This is a genomic window from Enterovibrio gelatinilyticus (assembly GCF_028683095.1).
Taxonomy (GTDB): domain Bacteria; phylum Pseudomonadota; class Gammaproteobacteria; order Enterobacterales; family Vibrionaceae; genus Enterovibrio; species Enterovibrio gelatinilyticus.
On the sequence record NZ_JAJUBC010000040.1, the window covers coordinates 12,564 to 35,190 of the forward strand.

The following is a 22,627-nucleotide window of genomic DNA, read 5'->3' on the forward strand; positions in this document are numbered from 1 at the left end:
ATCTCCAGGTTGTTTGGGTATAATTATTTCGATAAATAAATTTGCTCGTGATAAGAAATTTATCTCACTTTACGTTTGTCGCTGGCGAAATAATAATCACGACGAATCTCACAAATACCTAGAGACCTGCTCATTCTGAGCAGGTTTTTTTACTTTCTGTCATTACGTTAGAGAAAAAAGCATTGCAACAGACCCTAGACATTCGGACTGATGGCAACAGCCCACTCGTGCCTGTTATTAGCCTAAGCCTATTTGCCGTTGCATCAGGATTCCTGATGAGCCTAATTCCACTCGCGTTGGAAGCACGAGGCATGTCTGTCAATCTCGCCTCTTGGCTCGCCAGCGTCTTTTACGCAGGTCTGTTAGGTGGTGCGTTGATCAGTGCGCGTATTGTCGGAAAGATTGGCCACCGCACCGCCTTAGTCGGTTTTTTGATCGCTATCGTGTTAACCGTGGCAACCATGGCACTTGTTGCGTCACCAAGCATGTGGCTTGCTTCCCGTTTCATTGCAGGTGTTGCGGTTGCTGGTGTATTCGTGGTTATCGAATCATGGCTACTGATGGCAGACACAGAAAAAGCACGTGCTAAGCGTCTTGGCTTATACATGGCGTCACTTTACGGTGGTTCAGCACTAGGACAGCTAGGTATTGGCTTTTTCGGTACAGAAGGTGCAATGCCACTGATCGTGGTCGCAGGCCTGTTTTCTGCTGCTATGTTGCCGCCTTTGGTTTACAAGAAAGGCCAACCTCGCATTACAGAGCACTCAAGCATCCATTTCAGCGAGATGCGCAACTTGCCATCTGCCGCGTATATCGGGTGCATCGTGTCGGGTTTGATCTTGGGATCTATTTACGGCTTGCTACCCCTAGATCTTGAGCGTCAATACAGCCACAACCAAGTGGGTATGCTAATGGCCGTCGTGATTTTAGGCGGCATGGCAGTGCAGCCTTTGGTGAGTTGGTTAAACTCGCGCGTCGAGAAAGCCCTATTAATGGCGATGTTCTGCTTAGTTGGCTTACTCGCTATTGCGATGATTGAGATAGCCACCGTAGATGCGGGGTTGATGTCAGGATTGTTCCTACTCGGCGCAGCTGCTTTTGCACTCTACCCTGTCGCGATCACCTTGGCGTGTCGTAAAGTATGTGAGTCCAAAATCGTGGCAGCCGCAGAATTGATGCTACTCAGTTATAGCGTTGGTTCCGTCATTGGTCCTGTTGTCGCAGGTAAAGCGATGAACGCCGATCATGGCTTGATGTTCTATTTCGCTATCTGTTTCGCTGCAACCTTGATTTACATGCTGGTGTCGACCAAACGCAACCGTCGTCGTGGTGCTGATGGTGTTGATGATGTGATGCCAGTAGATTTGTAATGAGGTTTTAAGATCCTAGGTTCTAGCTCCTAGGTCCTAGAGATCAATACTCAGCGTCGGATTGATGCTTGGTAAATCGAAGAAGAAAGCAGGTCGGCACTCGTCGGCCTGTTTTTTTTATGTTATCTGTCCACTAAAACATATAGCCATAAGACATACAGCCATCACCTAGATTTTACCGACTGGCTGTCGATATAGTTTTGACATATATTCACGTTTTTGAGCTCCCCCTCCTTTCCTTCCATGCTTAACATACTCTTTTCCCACCACATTCATTAATTCGCCAAGAGAATCAAGAAACCGCACTTCACCCCCTAAAACATCAAAAGCATCACTTCTAAGACAGAAAAAACCACACATGCCAGCATAGCTGGTCACTAAAAAATACAGAAAGCTGGATTTCGTCAAACAAATGACAAATTAGGCTCGTTCGTTCAAGAAACCCCACAACCTTAGAAAAATAAACGCTATATAACAGACAGTTATTTTTTAATTGAGCAAACTATCATTAGAGTTTTGTACATCTTCGTCTCACTTCCTATGCTCAACTTATCAGCCTCAAATTTGAGAACTGAGTCACAGCGTTGGAGGTGTTCGAATGTTCCAAACTATACGCACTGTTTCCATATTCTTGTTTTCTTTCGTACTCCTGCAAGGGTGTTTTCTCGTCAATGGCCCACTAGAGTATGCCGATGCTAACTATACTGACGAAACCAACGCACCGTCAGTGAACTACCTGCCAATTGGTATTCCCTTTTTACTGGGTGGGCACGGTTCGAGCGTCCCCATCACCGCCGAACTCAGCCTCACCGCTAAACATATCGCGCAGCTCGATTACAGCTCAGTGGTTGCTTACCATCCTGACTGTGACATCGCCATCATCAAAGAAGACAACACGGGAAAAAATGTCGCCCCGCTCGGCACGATTCAAACCAACGAGGCAACCACAACCGTGGGCATGGGTTTAACGGGGAAAGTGCTTATTGGACAGGGCAAATACTATATTGACGTTAACTTTGTCGACAGTTCCCTGTTTGCAACGTGTCCCGCCAGTATTACCGACGCGCCAGTGCAATCAGGCATGAGTGGTGGTGGCGTGTTTAATGAAGAAGGACAACTCGTCGGGATCATCTCCGGTATTTCGGGATCAGGGTTTAAGCTACTTGATGGTACCGACCTCGGTAACGAACGTACGTCCGTGTTTGTGTCGACGTTACATGTAAAACCTTGGCTGGAAGAGGCCATTGCCACCTATTACGGTGCGCCGAGAGAGATGCTCACCGCAAACCTCAATGTCGCTTCCGAGCCGGATACATCACTTGAATCGCTAACACCCCAAGCATCTGGCACATCTCGAACAAAGTGATCACCGCGCAAACGTTTGCGCTATAGCCATAACGCCGTTTTTTTGTCAAAATACGCACTCTTTTCTGCCGACCGTATCTTTGCCAAAGGAAAATCATGGCCGCCCAAATTATTGATGGAAAAATCATCTCTCAAACAGTTCGACAAGAAGTAGCAGCACGTGTTGAAGCGCGAAAAGCTGCGGGTCTAAGAGCACCCGGTTTAGCGGTCGTTCTTGTGGGTGATGATGCCGCCTCTCAAGTCTATGTAGGTAGCAAACGCCGCGTTTGTGAAGAAGTTGGGTTTGTGTCTAAATCTTACGATCTGCCATCAACCACCAGCGAAGCGGATCTATTGGCCTTGATTGACACACTCAATGCAGACAGCGAAATCGACGGCATTTTGGTTCAGTTGCCACTTCCAGCGCAAATGGACGCGACGAACGTTTTAGAACGCATTCACCCAGAAAAAGATGTGGATGGCTTCCACCCTTACAATGTGGGTCGTTTGTGTCAGCGAATTCCCAAGCTTCGTTCATGTACGCCGAAAGGGATCATCACCTTACTTGATCGCTACAACATTCAGCTTCGCGGTATGCACGCCGTCGTGGTTGGCGCGTCTAACATTGTCGGCCGCCCAATGACCATGGAACTGCTGTTGGCAGGCTGTACCACCACCACCTGCCATCGCTTCACCAAAGATCTTGAAGGTCACATTCGTCAGGCTGACCTCGTCGTGGTTGCTGTCGGTAAACCGAATTTCATTCCTGGTGATTGGATCAAGCCTGGCGCTGTAGTTATTGATGTGGGTATTAACAGACTAGAGAACGGCAAACTGGTGGGTGACGTGGAATACGATGTTGCGAGAGAACATGCCAGCCACATCACGCCAGTACCGGGCGGCGTTGGCCCAATGACCGTCGCGACATTGATTGAAAACACCCTGTTAGCGTGTGAGCAGTTTCATTCGTAAGCCAGCTCAATACATCGCATAACCTCTCCATATATCGAAAAGCACGGCGCTCCTCGTGCCGTGCTTTCTCTCCCATGGCATAGTCTTAGGCATATAGAAGAAAACCACGAGCACTCCCTGTTCAGCGCTGTTATTTCATTCTACTCGGCAACCTCAACCGCACTTTGTAGCACTTATATCCAATCAACCTGAAGATGCTCCCCTTCTACACCTTCGACATCAAAATTTTCAAAAACTCAAAGCCTTTGAAGTCAATTTATTGACTACTCAGTCCCACATTTGAACCTAATGACTACAAATTGAGACGGCGTTTGGGCATTATTTTGCGCATTAGAGTGGGATACCAAATGAAACCACCAGAATAAAACCACCAAACGACGTCAGAACTCACTAAAAGGCCTGACTCCATTAGCAAGACTGTTGGAGCTAACATGTTAACCCCACTCGTGATGGTATTTGGACTGTCGTTTTTATCTCTCTACCTTCTTCGACTCTTAGCCTTCCGTATTGGCTTACTCGATACACCCTCTGAAAGAAAACACCACGCAGGTGCCGTGCCATTAGTGGGCGGGCTCTCGCTATATGTTTGCCTAATCACCTATTTCTTGTTCTATCATCACCTCGATACGGTTGAGACGATCTATATTCTGTCCATTAGCTTATTAGCGCTTGTGGGCGCTCTCGATGATAAGTTTGATGTGAGTTACAAAGTCCGGTTTTTCATCCAAATCATGTTAGCCCTGCTGATGATATCAACCGTCAAGGTCGAACTTTCTTATCTAGGAAACATGTTTGGACTCGGCGAAATCCATTTAGGCATTCTTAGCTACCCCATCACTTTATTGGCTGTCATTGGTGCAATAAACGCCTTCAACATGGTGGATGGTATTGATGGTTTGCTAGGTGGGTTATCCATAGTGACATTCTCAGCGCTTGGCTACCTATTTGGCACATCCGGTGCGACTGATTTGATGTTGTTGTGTCTCATTGTGATCGTGGCACTTGTGCCTTATATCATCATGAATTTGGGACTGATTGGAAAGACAAGAAAAATCTTTATGGGGGACGCGGGGTCCATGTTGATTGGCTTTACCGCCGTATGGTTACTGATCAAAGCAACCCAACCCAACTTTGAGCCGGTGATGCGTCCAGTGACAGCACTCTGGATCATCGCGCTGCCACTCATGGATATGGCTGCCATTATGATACGAAGAGTGAAACGTGGCGACTCTCCATTTAAACCTGACCGCGAGCATTTACATCATATTTGCCAACGCGCAGGCCTTAATGCAAATCAAACCCTTACGGCAATTTGTACCGTCGCGCTGTCGATGACCGGCATTGGATTGATTGGCGAAAATTTAGACGTGCCAGAGCTCGCCATGTTTGGGCTGTTTATTGTCATGTTTTGCGCCTATTATTTGGCACTTGCTCACGTTTGGCGTTTGCTGACAATGATTCGACGACTCTTCAAAAAAGACAAAGTATTTGAAACAGAAGCTAAGTCCTAATTGTTCACATAACTCGCTTGAGTGATCTGGCGCTACGCTAGTCAGCGCCAAACAAATCTCGCGTATACACCTTGTCTGCAACATCACTTATCGCTTCTTCCATCCGATTTGATACGATAAGTTCTGCACGATCTTTAAATGCATCGAGATCCGTCAGCACTTCAGAGTTAAACAGCGTGTTCTCTTTATAGGCAGGCTCATACACAATCACTTCTATTCCCTTCGCTTTAATACGCTTCATTACTCCTAGAATGGAAGACGCACGAAAATTGTCAGAGCCCGTTTTCATGATCAAACGATAAATGCCCACCACTTTCGGCTTACGCTTCAAGATAGCTTCGGCAATGAAGTCTTTTCGTGTGCGGTTAGCTTCTACGATCGCACCGATAATATTGTTGGGAACGGAAGTGTAATTGGCCAATAGTTGCTTGGTATCTTTCGGCAGACAGTATCCACCATAACCAAAAGAAGGATTATTGTAATGGCTTCCAATCCGAGGGTCTAAACACACCCCTTCAATGATCTCGCGAGAGTCCAACCCCAAAGCTTCGGCATAAGAATCAAGCTCATTGAAGTAAGCAACACGCATGGCAAGGTAGGTATTCGAAAACAACTTAACCGCTTCGGCTTCGCTGGAATGAGTAAATAGAACGGGGATATTCTCGTCTTCTGCACCTTCTAACAACAGGTTTGCAAACAACTCCGCAAACTCTGTTTGCCCACCGATAATGATCCGAGAAGGATGCAGGTTGTCATACAACGCTCGCCCCTCACGCAAAAACTCCGGTGAAAAAAGCAGGTTTTCTGTCTGATAGTGGGTTTTGGCGGTTTCCGTAAAACCCACAGGTACTGTCGATTTCACCACAATGACAGCATGCGGATTCACCGACACCACGTCTTGAATAACCGCCTCAACCGAAGCTGTATTAAAAAAATTAGTGACGGGATCGTAGTCTGTCGGTGTTGCCACAATCACAATGTCAGCCCACGCATAGGCTTCGCGACTGTCCAATGTTGCGTAAAAACGTAACTCTTTTTTCGTTAGAAAGTTTTCAATGTCTTTATCAACAATCGGCGACACACCATTGTTAAGCATGTCGACTTTCTCTTTAACAATATCAACGGCAACCACATGATTATGCTGTGCAAGGAGCATGGCGTTCGAAAGGCCAACATAACCCGTTCCTGCTACCGCTATCTTCATTCAACGCTCCATGCTCTGCAAAAAAAGTGCAGAAACGACAAAATGAACGCACCTAGGATGAGCTCATTTGCATATCCATCACACCATTAATCTTAAATATAGAACATGACGTTTTTCTGATGTTTATTTTGAGGTTTGATGATGTTGTCGTAGCGAAGAAACGAGGAGAAAAAGCGGAAAAACTGAAAGGACAGCGAGGATATTCACAGTCGCATCACTCATGCTGCCATCGCGCCCTTGAACCCAATAGGTTTGGGCTAACTCAGAGCCAATACCAAGTGCAATGAGTAAACACCACACGAAACGTCTTTTCCCTGAATCAAGGGTATAAACAAGCCAACTGCTTAGATGGAAAAGCGCGAAATGAAATAACCAGTCACCATGACCGAAGAAAAAATGGCTGCTTTCGATATTAATGGCTGAAAGCCCGACGCCCGTGAAGAGAGAACCCACACCGATGAACGAGATACACAGTGCGGACATATATAGGGCGAGAAATAACGGCGATTGTTTCAACGAGTCAGATTCCTTAGAAACGGGAGTAGAGACTAGGTTCTAGGGAGGAGCAGGTTCTAGATCCTAGGGAAAGCGAGCTCTAGATCCTAGGAAGGAGCAGGTCCTAGGTCCTAGGGAAGAGCGGGGGCAAAAGCGAGAGCTCGTCACTTACAGCCTTTCGCTCTTTCTGCTTTTCCTAGCACCTAGGACCTTCTTTTCCTAGGACCTTCCTTTCCCCTAGGACCTTGCTCTTCCTAGGACCTTGCTCTTCCTAGGACCTTGCTCTTCCTAGGACCTTGCTCTTCCTAGGACCTGCTCTTCCTAGGACCTTGCTCTTACTTATCAGGATAACCATTCGGGTTGTTTGACTGCCAACGCCAAGTATCCGTTACCATGTCATCAAGCGTATGGGTGGCTTTCCAATCCAGTTCAGTTTGCGCTTTGATTGGGTCAGCCCAGCACTCAGCGATATCGCCCGCGCGACGTGGCGCCACTTGATAGGCAATCTCTTTGCCACTGGCTTGGCTAAAGGCCGCAACCATTTCCAATACGCTCTTACCGTCGCCAGTCCCCAAGTTGTAAATATGCAGCCCTGGCTTAGGCCCGACTTTATCTAGCGCCGCTAAATGGCCATTTGCCAAATCAACAACGTGAATATAATCACGCACACCGCTGCCATCCGGCGTTGGGTAGTCATCACCAAATACCGACAAAAACTCGCGGCGACCAACAGCCACTTGTGAAATAAACGGCATCAGGTTATTCGGAATACCTTGTGGGTCTTCCCCCATCTCACCAGACTTGTGTGAGCCTACAGGGTTGAAGTAACGAAGCAGCGTAATGCTCCAATCAGGGTTTGCTTTGTGGAAATCTGTTAAACACTCTTCCACCATCAGTTTGCTGCGGCCATAAGGGTTAGTGGCAGAAGTTGGGAAATCTTCGCGAATAGGCACAGAAGCCGGGTCGCCGTAAACGGTGGCCGAAGAACTAAAGATGATGGATTTTACGCCCGCATCACGCATGGCATCCACCAGCACCAGTGTGCCGTTCACGTTGTTGTCGTAGTATTCCAGTGGCTTTTCTACCGACTCACCCACCGCTTTCAAACCCGCAAAGTGGATGACTGCTTTGATGTTGTTTTCTTTTTCAAAAACAGAAGCAAGAAAAGCTTTGTCTCGAATATCACCTTGATAGAAGTTAGGTCGCTTACCCGTGAGCTTTTCTATACGATCAAGCACAGCCAACTTACTGTTGTGCAGGTTATCCACCAATATCGGATTAAACCCTGCTTCAATCATTTGTACGCAGGTATGGCTACCAATATAACCAACACCACCAGTAACGAGTACGTTCATACTTGAAGTTAAATCCTTATTATTTTGTGTTTATAGGCGCTTTTTAAAGGCAGTAATGCTAGCGCATATTTATTACCATTATACTCAAATAATCGCTAGGTGCCGTTTGTTGTTCAGCTTATTTGCCGCCTGATTTGTTTTCTAAATCACGATAACGGCCAAATTCCAATCAAGATAAAACCCCAAAAAGCCCATACTTTTCAGCCATATGCTTTGGAATGGCTATTTCCGATCAAGTTAACACTTCAGATTTCTCATATACGAACACCATCGCAAATATAGCCACGCAAATACACCGCACCTTTATCTTTCCACAATAGAAATTAAAAATATCGCCGCCATCAATATGGAGAACGATTCAATGAAGAAAACCACCCTCTGCTTAGCACTCTTGCTAGCCGGATGTGGCGGTGATGGAAGCAGCCCTACCAATACCAATTCTGGTGGCGGAGATAGCTCTACCAACACAGTGTCAGCCGATCAAGTATTTGAACAGGCAACCATCGTCACAGATCCCTCAACGGGTATTAGCTACCAAGAAGTCAGTGTCAAAGCAAACGAAACCTTGGTAATCAAAACCACAAATGATAAGCCATTCACCATCGCGAGAAGCACTGATGCTCCGCAGCGACTGGTTGTTCAAGGCAATTTAACGATTTCAGCAAAATAAGGATGTAATGATGAAAAAGTTCATGATAACTGCGCTCGCACTAGTATGTTCGTCAGCAGCCATAGCGGCAACGGATCATGCGGTTTTGAATGTAGAAGGTGAAATTCAAATCAATGGCAAAACTGTTATTGATAAAGATGGCAACTGGACTGGCAAACTAACAAGTAACGTGATTAATATCGAAGAATATGCTGACGCGATCTCGGTCACTCGCGTCGTGCTCAAAAAGAAAAATGACGATAGCAATGAATATCATTTAGTTTATAACCCCTCTACCGGTGTTGCTACCAAAGAAGAGAGCTTAATTAACAATGACGTTTTTTGGAGTATGGAATGGTTTGATAGAACGAATGTTTCTAATAAAGTAAAAACAACAACGAAAAATTGGAATGAAGACACACAAAGTCATCAAACCTGTACGAACACTGTCGCCAATACATTTGCTGCAACCACGTCCTATGCGCCAGTCGCACTTGGTTCACTCAGTGCTCGTGGAGATGTTTATACGTCGGAAACGCTAAGCAACGACTGTGATGCAGATACCATCGGAACAACAACCCAAAACTACCTCTCTATGGCAATGATTGTCACTGCGCAAGCAAGCTATACCTTTGGTCAAGAAACGCTGGAAGACTGCATTTACGTCAGCCAAATCAATAGCTGGCGTGATACTGTCCAGCCGCGAGTCTACTGTAAAGGCGTTGGTCTTGTGGCTTTTGATGATTTCGAGCTAAAAACTATCATCAAATAAATGCCAATGAGTTTTAGTGCTTAACTCAAAACAAAAAACAAAAAGGCGATGGTTTCGCATCGCCTTTTTTGGTGGTCATGTCTTTGCTAGACAGCTTATGTCACTACGCTGCTTCTTCCATTAGCGGCGCTTTACCCATCCACTGGCGAATTTTCGACGTGATACGAAAAATGTGGCTAATCGTGGCAAAGTAAACCGCAAACAACACCATGAAGGCTACAAACATCGCGGTTTCATTGGCCTGATACAGCTCACCCCATATACCAATACCAGCAAACGATGCAGCCAGTAAGCAAATCACCAGTAGCGTCATACGCGATGACAAACCAATACGTTGGCAGATGTGGTGCAAGTGCTCACGATCAGGTCTAAACGGTGAATGCCCTTTACGAACACGGCGCACCATAATGGTTGCCATGTCCATCAGCGGTAAGGCAATAAACCAAAGCGCTGTAACAGGGTTAATGGTTGTTGAGTGGTCAGGCTGAGAACCACGGATCAGTAACCACACCACGGTAAAGCCGATCAACATACTGCCTGCATCGCCCATAAAGATTTTAAAACGCAGCCCCAACGGAATCCCGAGGTTAAGCAAAACGTAAGGGACAATAGCAGCAATAAACATGGCGCAGTTCAACGCAAGATCAACATCGCCCTGAAGCCAAAACATGATACCCAAAGCACCAAATGACACCGACGCCAAGCCACCAAGTAACCCATCGATGCCATCAACCATGTTAAAGGCATTAATCGCACCAATCACCGCAATAATGGTCACCGCGTAGCTCACCCAGCCCGGCAAATGTACGGGGACATTACCCGCAATATTCCCTAAGCTTTCTAAGCTTAAATTGGCCAGCATGATCATGGAAAGCGAAATAGCGCCTTGCACAAACAAACGCACTTTAAAGCTGATATCAAACTTATCATCCAGCACGCCGATACCAATCAATACCGCACCACAAGCCAGATAAAGCCAATCGCTTTGCGTCATATCGATAAACAAAAGGGAGGACAGTAAAATCGAACAGTAAATAGAGACGCCCCCGACCAGCGGAATCGCACCTTTATGGTGTTTACGCTCGTTAGGTTTATCAACAAGATTAATTTTTTTAGCGACCTTTCGGAAAACAAAAAGCAGCACAAAAGACAACAGAAATGTTGTTGTGATAGCCAAAGACATAGTGGGTTCTTATTTTGGTTATAGAGACAGGTTACGTGTTATGGGTTACGGATTACGGATTACGGATTACGGATTACGGATTATGGATTACGGATTACGGATTATGGATTACGGATTATGGATTATGGATTATGGATTACGGGTTATGGATTACGGGTTATGGATTACGGATTACGGATTACGGATTACGGATTATGGATTACGGATTACGGATTACGGATTACGGATTACGGATTATGGATTACGGATTACGGATTACGGATTACGGATTATGGATTATGGATTACGGATTACGGATTTTCCCAAGGTCACACTGATTTTCAAGCTTTTCCCTGTAATCGGTATTCCTTGCTCTTCCCGTATTCAAGCTCTTTTCTGTATTCGAGCTCTTCCCCGTAATCTGTATTCCTTGCTCTTCCCGTATTCAAGCTCTTTTCTGTATTCGAGCTTTTCCCCGTAATCCGTATTCGAGCTCTTCCCCGTATTCCTAGCTCTTACCCCTTATAAACATTCTCAAAACAGTAATTTGTCGCCTCAATAAACCCTTCGACGCTGCCGCAATCAAAACGCTTACCTTTAAACTTATAGGCCAACACACAACCGCCTTTGGCTTGTTGTAGCAAAGCATCGGTGATTTGGATTTCGCCGCCTTTGCCCGGTTCCGTGTTTTCGATAATGTCGAAAATATCTGGGGTTAAAATGTAACGGCCAATAATCGCCAAATTGCTTGGTGCGGTGCCTTGTTCTGGTTTTTCAACCATGTCCGTCACGCGCATTAAGTTATCGGTTAATGTCTCACCGGCAATCACACCGTATTTGTGGGTTTCATCGGCGGGTACTTCTTCTACTGCAACAATCGAACAGCGGAACTGTTTATACAGCGCCACCATTTGGGCAAGTACGCCTTGATCAGGATTAATGCAAAGATCATCAGCCAGCACAACCGCGAACGGGTTATCCCCCACCAAATCACGACCCGTTAAAATGGCGTGGCCTAAGCCTTTCATTTCACGTTGGCGAATATAGGTGAAGTTTGCTGAATCAATCACACTGCGGATATCATCCAACAAGGCTTCTTTGCTGGTGCCCGATATTTGATGTTCCAATTCATAGTTTTTATCGAAATGGTCCATCAAAGAGTGTTTGCCACGGCCGGTCACAATACACATGTCCGTCATGCCTGCTTGAATGGCTTCGTCAACGCCGTATTCAATTAGCGGTTTATTAACGATAGGCATCATTTCTTTTGGCATGGATTTGGTTGCTGGTAAGAAGCGTGTCCCGTAGCCAGCTGCGGGGAAAAGGCATTTTTTTATCACATCGATTCTCATGATAAGACAAAATATTGAAGTAAGAAAAATCACATGGTTCAAAAAACAAAGAATCTAGAGATAATGTTTCCTTAAACCATTGAAACAATAAGAAATCAAACAGTTGACAGATAGCAAGAATGGTAAATTTTCTACATTCCTTAGAACATACCACTGTTTTCCTATTTCTTTCACTTTATTTGATGAAAGGGTCGTGGTGCCTCTCCTATAATAGGCTAACGTACCATTTACCTTACTTGCCACTTTACATTGCTTTATAATCTTCAACCAAAATGCGTAATCTTCCTTCGGACTATCAACATATTCCAAGCAAGAAAACGAAGACTTTCTAATAACAACTGTCAAACAACCTATATCGCAATATCTTATTAAATCCCCATATTGAATTTTTTCAGGAGAAAATATCAGCCTCTCTATATTATTAATTGAATCAATGAAAACCGCATAATCACTATAAGTGAAATCAAGATCATTTTCTAACATTGAGCCTATTTGTATTTCCAGTTTATTACTAGCCCAGAGGTCATCACTATCAAGAAAAGCAATGTAATCGCCATTAGCATATTTCATACATGTAGCTCTAGCTCCACACGCCCCTTTTTTGAATACATTATCGACCAAACGAATTCTATCATCTTCTATCTTTGATATTATAGACTTAGAATCATCTGTAGAATTGTCATCACAAATTATAAGTTCAAAATTCGAATACGACTGAGAAAGAACACTTTTTATTGATTCGTTTACTGTGAGTGATGAATTATAAGACGGCATAACGATAGAAACTAGCGGGCAGTCATTTAACATAATTCAACCCTTCCTAAACAGAACAGATACAAATCTCAACAATGCTTTCTCTCTTATTATTACTGGGAGTTTTTTAACTATAAATACATTAAAAGCCAATGTGCCTATTATCCATCCAAAAGCCCTTCTGAACATTTTGAGCTTAGTATAGACAAGGGTGCTACTTGAGAAGAAATCAAAGCCTGATTCAATTTCCGGATGAATGCTAGTTAGGACATCTGTAGCTAAGATTTTCCCTCCCCTATCAATCAAGTCACAAGAATAAATAAACTCTTCACCGGATGGCTGGCTTGTTCCAAGACCAAAAAACTCATCAAAAAATAGATCTTTTGCTTTCCCGCTATTATCAATTAGCATATCAATCGAAGAAACCATTCCACATTGAAACTTATTAATAAAAAACGGTTCATTTTTCACATTAATATTTTCACCACCTTTATTAAGATGCCTGAAAACAAACAAATCAGCCTTATAGGAAGAAACAACTTTAGAAATATTTGATAATGCATCTTCCATTATTTCAACATCATCATCCATTATCCATAAATAGCGACTTGTTGATTTTAAGAGAGCCAAATTCCTGCTTCTAGAAAGTCCTTTAACTCCATCCATGGCGACATAGACGACATTTTCACCGAAGTTATCGCCAATGTAATTTTCATAATTTTTATCATTTGTAATCTGATGAACCACAATATATTTCATGGAATCAATGATTCTTATTTTTAATAATCCATCATTAAGAGTGGAAACCAAAACCTGAACATCAAGAGAACTATCTTCCATTCGTCAATAATCCTATTAGATCAAAAAAACTTAAAATAAGAAAGTCACCATCAGAATAAGTAACATATTTTTGCGCGCTTAAAGATAGAAGATTTGGTAAGGACAACAAAATAATCAGTTTAAGAATTATAATAGTGACGGAAAGAAAATTTATTTTTGATTTCAACAAAATCACGCACGTAGCCGGTATAAAGAACATGGCCGGGAACCATATAAACCTATATGTGAATGTTGAATTAAAAAGCATAGGGAACGAAAAACATAGCAGAAAAAATAAAACCCTTAAATATATCCGATTACCATCAACACCCCCTCGAATAGCCTTAAATTTTAAGTAAACGAGAACATTAACGAGAAGAACAAAAGTACCAAAGGTGATAGAGATAATATCGAAACCAGAATTAGTATAGGCTTTCAATGAAACAATAGCCCTATCTAATATTGGAACACCAAAAGTAAAACTAGGACCAAAAGCTAATATTAAAAACACAACACCAGGCATCATAATAAATAATTTATCATACTTACCATTGGAAAATAATGTAGTAAATAGAATTAACCCAGCTATGGGTATGGATGCATTGTGAATTATAATCGAAATAAATATAAAAAAATAAGCTATATATCGACGGTCATACACTATAAAGCATATAGCGGCATATAACATTGATACGGCAAGTGCATTTTCGAAAGAGTAAAAAACGGAAAATGGTACTGTTGATAAGATTGAAAATGCTAGTACAAACTTAAACCTTTGATTAAAATCAACATCATAAACCTTCCTAATTATTCCAATGCTAGATAAAAAAACATTAGTTACCAATAGCGATACTGAAACAGCTCCATATAGATTCAAGTTTAATGCGTAGTCTCTTATCAAGGAAAAAAATCCAGCTTGATAAAGCTTAAATCTCTGATAAGAATGAATAAAGTCCATATTCTTACCAATTTCATAGTAGTCGTAGTATCTTGAAATGTCACCAACAGGATGACCATTATCATCAAATGCCAAATGCAATGAAAAAATTAGAAAAATCGCACAGAAAATAGAAACATGCAAAGAATACTTGTTTGATATAAGTAATGATATGAAAAGTAAAATAATAACCGTTACTATAGGAAAAAATGAAACCATTATTATTGAAATAAACAGTAACACTTTCATTTGAGTAGCTTGATTTGAAACAGTAAACATTATATATAGTCACACACTATCAATGTAGATGATTTCATCAATATCTTTTTCTACAAGCTCAATTATACTTTGAGTCACAGCGTCAAGGCTTTTAGAAAATCCGTTGGAATTAAATATAACTTTTTCGACCCGTTTGTTTTTAGAGAGATTAATGAAGACAGAACTAGGGAAGCCAATAATTTTTACTCTCTCATACTCACCCAGCATGCTGATTATTTTGTCTTCCGCAGTTATAGACGAATCAAACATGATGAAACTGTCATTTAACCTATAGTGATTAATATTTCTAGGATGAGGAATGTAATAACAATCACTTCCTATCATATGCTTGGTAATTATAGATATCAATTTTTCCGGAGTGTTTAGAAGTTCATCAAAGTTAGACCCAATAAGAACCACGGGGACTATATTTTTTATTCTTTCAACTTCACAAGTTTCTAACTGATTCTCTTTAAAATTTAAAACTTTCACTCTAGAAGGTGAAACTATATTTGGTAATTCCCGTGTCGAATAATGAGCTAAAACTCTTTCTTTAATAGATTTTAGATTATATTTATTCCCTAACGTCTGATAAATTATCTTTTTTAAAAGACTTTGGCGATCAATGTAAAACATTGAATTTTGAACAAAATTTGCTGACCCATCATCAAATGTTAACAACTCAGCAGCCTCATTAAGAGATAGTACTAACTGAATTGCTAGATTATCAATACTAGATACAATCACCCTATCATAGCCTACCATTTTTTTAACAGTAGACACTGCGATCATGTCTCTGAACAAAAAAATGTAATCACTTGTTTTAAAGTCAAATGAATTTTCAGCATTTTCTCTTAATTGTATTGATTCATAGCTGTCTTCATAACGACCTGTGTCATATATACTAAGAATGTCATAATTGAATACTTCAAGTTCTTTTAGAACCAGAACCGCCAACTTACATTGGTATGTGGTTTTACATATTAATAATGTTTTCATGTCTTTAGGTAAAATGCCTTTTCTATTTTAACATTACCAAAAGAACCATACTTTTTAATTTCTATACTTTGATCAACTAATGAACAATAATCGGCAGCGGTAGAGAATAGCGTTACAATTTTTCCAGGCCTATTTTCGGAAAGAAGTAATAATTCAACAGGTATTTCGCCTGGAATAACTTCACCAAGATCAGAGTAATCACTTGACTCTCTAGGATGAGGTTTCAAGTAAGTCAATCCCTCTTTTAGCATTATTTCCCGGTATATAGAAAGCTTTTCCGGCTCCGACAAAATACCATCCTCACTTAAAGGTTGAGTAAGAAGAATACCAAAACCTTTTGTTTCTCCCATATCTGGCATGGGTATTGAGCAAATAGACATAGCTTTTTCCAAAGATAATTTAATATCAATTTTATTTTCATTTAATTTGCAATTATTGGGTTTAGTTAAATATAACTTCATAACCTTATATCCCTTACCGTATGGTGCGGGATTGTCACCCAAAACATAGGACCAAATCTTCTTGATAATATTTTTATTATTGATACTATAGTTGGCAGCTCCATCCTCAAAAACTATTTTATTTTTATTTCTATACATGAAATAGAATGCACCATGATCAGTTCCATATATCACACCCGCCCTTCGTATATGACCACTTAGCATTTTTAGTGTGTCATCATACACTCCAATCCTATATAAAACCCTATCCTTAACTTTTATTTTATATGAATTAGCAATAACCACATAATTAAATAGATTATTTAGTTTGATACATTTTGCAGTATTCTCGCTTATTACTATCAAGCATGTCCTCACGACATTACTTTCGGTATTCGCAAGAAAATGAGACAAGTTTATTATGGAACTGGCAAAACATACAGAGTCGATTTCTTTTTCACAACTAAGATTGTATTTTAATATCCCCATACCTATATACCTTGGAAATTACAAGCATTGATAAAATAACTGATGAGATTATTGATGCTATTGGTATATATTTCATACCAATATTTGAAAAAACCCAAACCAAAATCAAATATACTAGCGTTGAAACTATATTAAGCTTTGCAATAACTTTTGTCATACCATGATAGAATAAATAGTTGACCACAACTAAATATGGTACACTGAGAAAAACAGAGAAGGTGAACATAGAAAAGTAATACGATGAAGCTGCAAAACCCTCCCCGAAAGCATATTCAAAAAATGAACTCGGAACTAACATGCTTATCAAAAAAATAAAAATTGAAATCGGATAAAACACCATTGAATATTTAACAAGCATGTGACTTTCCAAAGTTCCATTTTTTATCTTCTCATATACATGAGGTACTAATGCCTTATTTATGCTTAATATCAAAACACCAAAAATAGACGCTAACTGAGCACCTAAAGCATAAAACCCTAATTCTATCGATGAAAATGCCCCATTAATTACAACTCTATCAAAATTACCTTTAAGAACAAACGATATATTGTGGATAAGCAAGGGGAGTCCAAATGAAAATGAATAAATCAAGAAAGGTTTGAATAATCTAAAAAGTCTTCTTTTGTTTTGATTGAAGCCAAAAAGAAAATAACATACTAAACTAGAGATCCAATATGCAACAAAGATAGCATAGAGCCTTTCATTGACTGAGACTTCTTTTAATTCAAAAAAAATCAGAGTTAAAGAAAAGGCCAAAATAGCATTAAGCATCTGGATTGATATAAATCCTTTGGCATTTTTACTGAAGTTTAACTTAGATGCAGTGATAGTAAATATTGATTGATTGAATGCTAATAATGTAGCTATAGTTAAAGATTCATCACTACCATATAAATATGTAACAAGAAAAAGAGAGACGAAAATCATGCTGGATGCAACTATGCTAATAGTTATTATCTCATTCCCATTTCTTTTTCCATATCTATAATAGTATCTTACGCATGCGCTATCTAAACTGAACAAGGTAAAACAAAGAATAAGTGCAGCCCATGATATAGATATAGATAACTCTCCATACTTTTCCACACCTAGCTTATTTGTAAGATAAGGAATAGTTAGCAGAGGAATCACTTTTGCCAGGACACTTCCAAGTGAGTAGATAATTGCATCATTCCTAGCTGACATTTTACGTCTCTTTATAAAACATGGAGAGAGTTACACCCTCTCCTTTATCAAAATTAATACTGATTCTTATAGAGGAAGGTCACTAAATATTTTTTGTTTACTTGTTTCCCAAGCCCCACCTTCAATAATTGTTTCTATAAATTTCTCATCGCTATTACCTGAGCCGAATTCAACGAAAGGCTTGAATTCTCTTCCACTTGATATAGTAATGGCCGTTAAAATATCATCTGTTATTTCTTCAGTATTAATAATTGATTTCGCAGATGAGCGATTGTTCTGCCGGGTACCAAGATCTATTGTAGGTAAACCATAAAAAGGGGCCTCTCTTACTCCTGCACTGGAGTTTCCTATCATGTATTTTGCATTTTTTAACATTACTAAGAAACATTCAAACCGAATGCTTGGGAAAACTTTAAAATTGCTATTGCCTTCCAATCTTTTAAATTCATTAATTATTACATCTGAACCATCGTCGTTGTTAGGATATACTACAATAAAATTTTCGTTTGACATTAACAATGCATCGACAACATTTTTAATTTTCTGACCCAAATTTTCCAAATCTGTTGTTACAGGATGATACATAAAGATTGCAAAGTCTTTAAAATCAAACTCATATTTCTCTTTTACATTATCTAATGTTGGAAGTTCTGGAGATAGCATAATATCTAGATCAGGAGACCCTATAACAAATATACTATCTTCACGCTCACCTAACTGTATTAATCGCTTCCTAGCTCTTTCATTACACACATAATGAATATGGGACAATTTAGAAACCGAATGCCGAATCAATTCATCAATGGTTCCGGAGACTTCACCTCCCTCTATGTGAGAAACCAAAATATTATTTAGAGAACCAACAATAGCTCCAGCCAAGGCCTCTACTCGGTCCCCATGAATAACAATCATATCCGGACGTAGTTCTTTTATGTAGTCTGACAATCCAGAAACAGTCTTTGACAGAACTATATCCATACTGTCCCCACTACTTTGATTGATATACTTATATATATTTTTAAAGCCTGCTTTATCAACCTCAATAGACGTCATGCCATATTTTGACATCATATGCATACCAGTCACAAAAACATATGCATCTAATCCATTTGTTTTTTCGACTTTACTTATAAGACTTTTTAATTTCCCAAAATCAGCACGTGTACCTGTTAAAAATAGAATTTTCTTATTCATGTTAGCCAACATACTCTTTCTTTAGCTGAGAATCAGAGTCAATATCTACCAATGCAACTTTTCCAATCAGTGATTGATAGTCTTCTGCTAGAAAATCTCCAGTCCCAGGACGTTTTACCCATAGATTGTCTCTAGTAAACATTTCACCTGCCTTAATAGGTTCTATCGTCACAACACTGGCATACGCGAAATCTATTGTTACCTGCTCTTCTTTTGCTGCTTCTTTTTTCCCACCACGCATCTTTGCCATACGTTTTGATTGAGTCACAAGTTCTAAGCACTCTTTCGCATCCATAGAACAGCAAATATCGGGGCCAGGGCGATCCTTGCTATCAGTAAAGTGCCTCTCCAGTACTGACGCACCTAAAGCTACAGCACCAAGACAAGCGAGATTATCAATACTGTGGTCAGATAATCCCACTACAGCATCAGGGAATGCTTGTTGAAGTTCTTCCATCGCTCCAAAACGAATCAGGTTGTCTGGTGTTGGATACAAATTTGTCGTATGAAGCAAACAAAATGGCGTACCATTTCTTCTGAAAATTTCCACAGCTTTGGAAACGGATGTAATATCATTCATTCCAGTACTTAGAATTACAGGTTTTCCAAAACCAGCAATAAGTTCTAGAAGTGGGTAGTTATTACATTCACCCGATCCAATTTTATAAGCTGGCACATTCATTCTTTCTAAACGAAGCGCCGCCGCACGAGAAAAAGGCGTACTAATAAAAATTGCACCTTTAGATTCAACATAGTTTTTGAGCTTTGTTTCATCTTCTTCGTTTAAAGAACAGCGCTCCATGATCTCATAGATTGAAACATCAGCATTCCCAGGTATAACCTTCTTAGCTTCACCACTCATTTCATCTTCAACTACATGAGTTTGATGCTTAATAATTTCCGCGCCACCTTCAATTGCTGCATCTACCATCTGGAAAGCTACTTCAAGAGAACCTTCATGATTGATCCCTATTTCAGCAATAACTAATGGGTCATAATCTAAACCCACTTTACGGTCTGCGATTTCAAAAACTGGATTATTCATAACGTTCCTTAATGATTCTTTCTGCTTTAATGAGGTCTTCTTGAGTGTCAATATCAGACGATTCATCTTCTGACATTACATATGGATACACGTCTTCTCTTGGAATTTGACCTGTGGCCATGAATTGTTTGGTATCGAAAACATATATCGCACCATTGGGTTGAAAAGCTCTAGGTAAGTCTTGTCTTCTCGAATAAGGCGCATCTTTATCATAAAGCCCCTCTATCGATCCGTTTTCTTTTTCTACATATGCTTTTACGGGACTATGTGTTGGCTCAAAAACGCTTATGACTGCTGATGCGTTTTTCTCGCAACAAAAGTCAATTGATTCTTTGATATGCTTGTTCGAACGAAGTGGTGACGTAGGTTGAAGCAAAATAGTAAGTTTCGGCGTTATGTCTTTTGACGATAACCATTGTATAGCATGTTTTATGACTGGTTCGCTCGATGTAGTATCTTGCGCTAACTCTGTCGGACGCGGAATAACATTCGCTCCATACTCACGACTAACTGATGCAATCTCCTCATCATCAGTGGTTACAAAAACATCATCAACATTGGGAGAAGTTTTTGCAGCTTCAATTGTCCAAGCAATAAGAGGCTTACCAGCTAGTGGGAGAACATTTTTTCTTGGTAGTCCCTTTGAACCACCACGGGCAGTTATAATAGCTATATTCATTATTTGAACGCTTATAAAGTGATTTAATTCAGGCTTTAAACTCTGAATATTTGATGGTGATGAGACAAAACAAAAGGCACTAATAAGTGCCTTAATGTTCTGTTTTTAAAATAATTTATTATGATTTTTTGTTGCAAGCCAACAGGCTTTGCTGTTGTTTTAGTCTTCGCGCTTAAACGCATGCTGAATAAGCACAATACCCATACCCAGCATTCCGCCTAGCAGTGTTGCCAACACACAAATCGACGCACGTTTGGGTTCCGCTTTCATTTCAGGAACAACTGGTCTGTCAATCACCTTAAATACAAATTCATCTTGCACTTCGGCCAGCATCAAGCTCTTCGTTTGTTCTTCAATCAGTGAATAGAAAGTGCTCTGCATATCCGCAATAGCCGTTTTCTGGAGTTGTGATTCTAGGTAGACAAGGTTTTGTGTGGTTTCTTTAATGGTGCGTCCACGCATCACCTTGTTAATGTCTTCAATCAACCAGTCTGTCCATTGTTTGGCTACATAGGGCGAATAATGCTTAATTGATAATGTATAGAATCCACTAGTTTTATCGGAACCTATTGATAAAGTATTTTTTACAAATACATCATACATTTCTTGCTGTGATGGCATTGCGCCTCTAAGCCCTTGAGGTTTACGCAACCATGTTTGGGTTTCTGTGTTGTAGATCTCTTCATTAAGGATCAGTTGGTTATTTCCTAAGTCCCACCCTTTTGCTGCCATCAACGGCACCATTAGTTCGTGTTTTTCAATAAAGGCATTAACAAACTGGCGTGATTTCATCACTTCTGCTGCTAGGTCAGTTTGTGATGCTTCACCGCCACCCAAACTTACACCAGCAAGTGATGCCAACCCACCAAACTGTGCCGCCATTTTTGACAGGCCACCACCGCTGGTTTCTGCCGGCGCTAATAGCGCATCAGCTTTGTAGATGTTTGGTAGGCTTTTTGCGTAAAGCACACCGGCTACGGCAAACAAGAATGTGGTCGCGATGATGATCCATTTGCCTTTCCAGATGGCGGAGAACAATTCGCGGAGGTCGATTTCGTCCGAGGCAGCCACCGGAGGTTGAAATTGGGCGTCGGTTGGATACTTCGCCGAAAGTTGATTATTTTCCATGGTTTTTTTAGGTCCTAGGATCCTAGGTCCTAGATCCTAGGAAAAGAGCTAGGAGCAGGACAAGAATCAGATTATTAATTCGTGAGTTTTTGCTTTGAGGATCTAGGCCCTAGGACCTAGGATCCTTATCGCTTTTGTATTCAGGGTTCGGTTCGCATACTGAACCTTTTCTACGCTTTATCAGTGCGGCGAGCATTGCTGAGATTTCTTTGGTTTCTTTAATTAGGGCAAGGCCTTTTTGTTTTTCGAGAAAGCCTGCTTCTATACCAATGTATATTTGGGTTATTGCTTCTCCTGCTGAGCCTTTTGCAATGTATAAGAACCTTGCTGACTCTTTGGCAGTTTCCCGCTCTTCCCCTTCAGCAATGTTTGAAGCGATTGAAAGTGCGCTTCTCGTAAGCTGGTCTTTAAACCCGAAGTTCTTGCATCGATCCATTTCTTTATAGATCTCGCAAGACAATCGACAACTGCGTTTCCAAACTTCTAATTTTTCGAAATCTAGTTGGCGCATATG

General features: G+C 40.8%; 22 protein-coding genes. 6 read left to right on the forward strand and 16 right to left on the reverse strand.

The features are described from left to right. The first annotated feature begins 182 nt into the window (after window positions 1-182). The 4 genes from LRP50_RS23140 (at window position 183) to wecA (LRP50_RS23155) (ending at window position 5,197) form a co-directional block, all read left to right on the forward strand. Entirely contained in the window at window positions 183-1,370 is a 1,188-nt protein-coding gene (locus LRP50_RS23140; protein ID WP_274166784.1) for an MFS transporter, read from the forward strand. 598 nt (window positions 1,371-1,968) lie between these two features. Further along, entirely contained in the window at window positions 1,969-2,736 is a 768-nt protein-coding gene (locus tag LRP50_RS23145; protein ID WP_274166785.1) for a trypsin-like peptidase domain-containing protein, read from the forward strand. A 95-nt stretch (window positions 2,737-2,831) separates the two neighbouring features. After that, complete coding sequence (folD, locus tag LRP50_RS23150; protein ID WP_274166786.1) at window positions 2,832-3,686, forward strand: bifunctional methylenetetrahydrofolate dehydrogenase/methenyltetrahydrofolate cyclohydrolase FolD; 855 nt, start codon at window positions 2,832-2,834, stop codon at window positions 3,684-3,686. A 431-nt stretch (window positions 3,687-4,117) separates the two neighbouring features. Beyond that, the gene (wecA, locus tag LRP50_RS23155; protein WP_274166787.1) at window positions 4,118-5,197 is read left to right on the forward strand and encodes a UDP-N-acetylglucosamine--undecaprenyl-phosphate N-acetylglucosaminephosphotransferase; all 1,080 of its coding nucleotides are present in this window, start codon (window positions 4,118-4,120) and stop codon (window positions 5,195-5,197) included. A 37-nt stretch (window positions 5,198-5,234) separates the two neighbouring features. Here wecA (LRP50_RS23155) and LRP50_RS23160 read toward each other — a convergent pair whose 3' ends face one another. The 3 genes from LRP50_RS23160 to galE all read right to left on the reverse strand — a co-directional run bounded on the left by LRP50_RS23160 (window position 5,235) and on the right by galE (window position 8,251). After that, window positions 5,235-6,401: a nucleotide sugar dehydrogenase gene (locus LRP50_RS23160; RefSeq protein ID WP_274166788.1), complete on the reverse strand. Its 1,167-nt coding sequence runs from the start codon at window positions 6,399-6,401 to the stop codon at window positions 5,235-5,237. Between the two features lie 123 nt (window positions 6,402-6,524). Then, entirely contained in the window at window positions 6,525-6,917 is a 393-nt protein-coding gene (locus tag LRP50_RS23165) for a hypothetical protein (RefSeq protein ID WP_274166789.1), read from the reverse strand. A 314-nt stretch (window positions 6,918-7,231) separates the two neighbouring features. Next, window positions 7,232-8,251 carry a UDP-glucose 4-epimerase GalE gene (gene galE, locus LRP50_RS23170; RefSeq protein WP_274166790.1) on the reverse strand — a complete coding sequence of 340 codons (1,020 nt, stop codon included), beginning with the start codon at window positions 8,249-8,251 and terminating at the stop codon, window positions 7,232-7,234. A 361-nt stretch (window positions 8,252-8,612) separates the two neighbouring features. Between galE and LRP50_RS23175 the strand changes: the two genes are divergently transcribed. Together LRP50_RS23175 and LRP50_RS23180 are read left to right on the forward strand one after the other, a co-directional pair. After that, the gene (locus LRP50_RS23175) at window positions 8,613-8,921 is read left to right on the forward strand and encodes a hypothetical protein (protein ID WP_274166791.1); all 309 of its coding nucleotides are present in this window, start codon (window positions 8,613-8,615) and stop codon (window positions 8,919-8,921) included. Window positions 8,922-8,931: 10 nt separating this feature from the next. Then, complete coding sequence (locus tag LRP50_RS23180) at window positions 8,932-9,672, forward strand: hypothetical protein (protein WP_274166792.1); 741 nt, start codon at window positions 8,932-8,934, stop codon at window positions 9,670-9,672. 103 nt (window positions 9,673-9,775) lie between these two features. On the opposite strand, the gene wecA (LRP50_RS23185) is transcribed toward LRP50_RS23180, so the two are convergent. The 13 genes from wecA (LRP50_RS23185) to LRP50_RS23245 form a co-directional block, all read right to left on the reverse strand. After that, entirely contained in the window at window positions 9,776-10,855 is a 1,080-nt protein-coding gene (wecA, locus tag LRP50_RS23185; RefSeq protein ID WP_274166793.1) for a UDP-N-acetylglucosamine--undecaprenyl-phosphate N-acetylglucosaminephosphotransferase, read from the reverse strand. A 494-nt stretch (window positions 10,856-11,349) separates the two neighbouring features. Beyond that, window positions 11,350-12,174, reverse strand: a complete 825-nt coding sequence (gene galU, locus LRP50_RS23190) for a UTP--glucose-1-phosphate uridylyltransferase GalU (protein WP_274166794.1) — start codon at window positions 12,172-12,174, stop codon at window positions 11,350-11,352. A 66-nt stretch (window positions 12,175-12,240) separates the two neighbouring features. Next, entirely contained in the window at window positions 12,241-12,993 is a 753-nt protein-coding gene (locus tag LRP50_RS23195) for a glycosyltransferase family 2 protein (RefSeq protein ID WP_274166795.1), read from the reverse strand. Between the two features lie 3 nt (window positions 12,994-12,996). Next, entirely contained in the window at window positions 12,997-13,779 is a 783-nt protein-coding gene (locus LRP50_RS23200; protein ID WP_274166796.1) for a glycosyltransferase family 2 protein, read from the reverse strand. After that, a complete protein-coding gene (locus tag LRP50_RS23205) occupies window positions 13,769-14,974 on the reverse strand; it encodes a hypothetical protein (protein WP_274166797.1) in 1,206 nt (401 codons plus the stop codon). The genes LRP50_RS23200 and LRP50_RS23205 overlap by 11 nt, the downstream gene beginning before the upstream one ends. Window positions 14,975-14,983: 9 nt before the next feature. Beyond that, complete coding sequence (locus tag LRP50_RS23210) at window positions 14,984-15,952, reverse strand: glycosyltransferase family 52 (protein ID WP_274166798.1); 969 nt, start codon at window positions 15,950-15,952, stop codon at window positions 14,984-14,986. Continuing rightward, the gene (locus LRP50_RS23215; protein WP_274166799.1) at window positions 15,949-16,881 is read right to left on the reverse strand and encodes a glycosyltransferase family 52; all 933 of its coding nucleotides are present in this window, start codon (window positions 16,879-16,881) and stop codon (window positions 15,949-15,951) included. Before LRP50_RS23215 ends, LRP50_RS23210 begins: the two co-directional genes overlap by 4 nt. After that, window positions 16,856-18,067: an oligosaccharide flippase family protein gene (locus tag LRP50_RS23220; RefSeq protein ID WP_274166800.1), complete on the reverse strand. Its 1,212-nt coding sequence runs from the start codon at window positions 18,065-18,067 to the stop codon at window positions 16,856-16,858. The genes LRP50_RS23215 and LRP50_RS23220 overlap by 26 nt, the downstream gene beginning before the upstream one ends. 66 nt (window positions 18,068-18,133) lie before the next feature. Continuing rightward, complete coding sequence (gene neuC, locus LRP50_RS23225) at window positions 18,134-19,261, reverse strand: UDP-N-acetylglucosamine 2-epimerase (RefSeq protein WP_274166801.1); 1,128 nt, start codon at window positions 19,259-19,261, stop codon at window positions 18,134-18,136. Window position 19,262: 1 nt separating this feature from the next. Then, window positions 19,263-20,306, reverse strand: coding sequence for an N-acetylneuraminate synthase family protein (locus LRP50_RS23230; RefSeq protein ID WP_274166802.1), 1,044 nt, complete (start codon window positions 20,304-20,306; stop codon window positions 19,263-19,265). Continuing rightward, window positions 20,299-20,985 carry an acylneuraminate cytidylyltransferase family protein gene (locus tag LRP50_RS23235; RefSeq protein WP_274166803.1) on the reverse strand — a complete coding sequence of 229 codons (687 nt, stop codon included), beginning with the start codon at window positions 20,983-20,985 and terminating at the stop codon, window positions 20,299-20,301. The genes LRP50_RS23230 and LRP50_RS23235 overlap by 8 nt, the downstream gene beginning before the upstream one ends. Window positions 20,986-21,144: 159 nt before the next feature. Next, window positions 21,145-22,113, reverse strand: a complete 969-nt coding sequence (locus tag LRP50_RS23240; protein ID WP_274166804.1) for a Wzz/FepE/Etk N-terminal domain-containing protein — start codon at window positions 22,111-22,113, stop codon at window positions 21,145-21,147. Window positions 22,114-22,222: 109 nt separating this feature from the next. Beyond that, window positions 22,223-22,624: a four helix bundle protein gene (locus tag LRP50_RS23245; protein ID WP_274166805.1), complete on the reverse strand. Its 402-nt coding sequence runs from the start codon at window positions 22,622-22,624 to the stop codon at window positions 22,223-22,225. Window positions 22,625-22,627: the final 3 nt, after the last annotated feature.

Bases quoted from the DNA above. Each gene is read 5' to 3' on its own strand.
- LRP50_RS23195 (WP_274166795.1), bottom strand. From the start codon at position 12,993: ATGTTAAATGACTGCCCGCTAGTTTCTATCGTTATGCCGTCTTATAAT.
- LRP50_RS23200 (WP_274166796.1), bottom strand. From the start codon at position 13,779: ATGGAAGATAGTTCTCTTGATGTTCAGGTTTTGGTTTCCACTCTTAAT.
- LRP50_RS23160 (WP_274166788.1), bottom strand. From the start codon at position 6,401: ATGAAGATAGCGGTAGCAGGAACGGGTTATGTTGGCCTTTCGAACGCC.
- LRP50_RS23235 (WP_274166803.1), bottom strand. From the start codon at position 20,985: ATGAATATAGCTATTATAACTGCCCGTGGTGGTTCAAAGGGACTACCA.
- wecA (WP_274166787.1), top strand. From the start codon at position 4,118: ATGTTAACCCCACTCGTGATGGTATTTGGACTGTCGTTTTTATCTCTC.
- LRP50_RS23240 (WP_274166804.1), bottom strand. From the start codon at position 22,113: ATGGAAAATAATCAACTTTCGGCGAAGTATCCAACCGACGCCCAATTT.
- LRP50_RS23210 (WP_274166798.1), bottom strand. From the start codon at position 15,952: ATGAAAACATTATTAATATGTAAAACCACATACCAATGTAAGTTGGCG.
- galE (WP_274166790.1), bottom strand. From the start codon at position 8,251: ATGAACGTACTCGTTACTGGTGGTGTTGGTTATATTGGTAGCCATACC.
- LRP50_RS23215 (WP_274166799.1), bottom strand. From the start codon at position 16,881: ATGGGGATATTAAAATACAATCTTAGTTGTGAAAAAGAAATCGACTCT.
- LRP50_RS23220 (WP_274166800.1), bottom strand. From the start codon at position 18,067: ATGTCAGCTAGGAATGATGCAATTATCTACTCACTTGGAAGTGTCCTG.
- LRP50_RS23245 (WP_274166805.1), bottom strand. From the start codon at position 22,624: ATGCGCCAACTAGATTTCGAAAAATTAGAAGTTTGGAAACGCAGTTGT.
- neuC (WP_274166801.1), bottom strand. From the start codon at position 19,261: ATGAATAAGAAAATTCTATTTTTAACAGGTACACGTGCTGATTTTGGG.
- LRP50_RS23205 (WP_274166797.1), bottom strand. From the start codon at position 14,974: ATGTTTACTGTTTCAAATCAAGCTACTCAAATGAAAGTGTTACTGTTT.
- LRP50_RS23145 (WP_274166785.1), top strand. From the start codon at position 1,969: ATGTTCCAAACTATACGCACTGTTTCCATATTCTTGTTTTCTTTCGTA.
- wecA (WP_274166793.1), bottom strand. From the start codon at position 10,855: ATGTCTTTGGCTATCACAACAACATTTCTGTTGTCTTTTGTGCTGCTT.
- folD (WP_274166786.1), top strand. From the start codon at position 2,832: ATGGCCGCCCAAATTATTGATGGAAAAATCATCTCTCAAACAGTTCGA.
- LRP50_RS23230 (WP_274166802.1), bottom strand. From the start codon at position 20,306: ATGAATAATCCAGTTTTTGAAATCGCAGACCGTAAAGTGGGTTTAGAT.
- LRP50_RS23175 (WP_274166791.1), top strand. From the start codon at position 8,613: ATGAAGAAAACCACCCTCTGCTTAGCACTCTTGCTAGCCGGATGTGGC.
- LRP50_RS23180 (WP_274166792.1), top strand. From the start codon at position 8,932: ATGAAAAAGTTCATGATAACTGCGCTCGCACTAGTATGTTCGTCAGCA.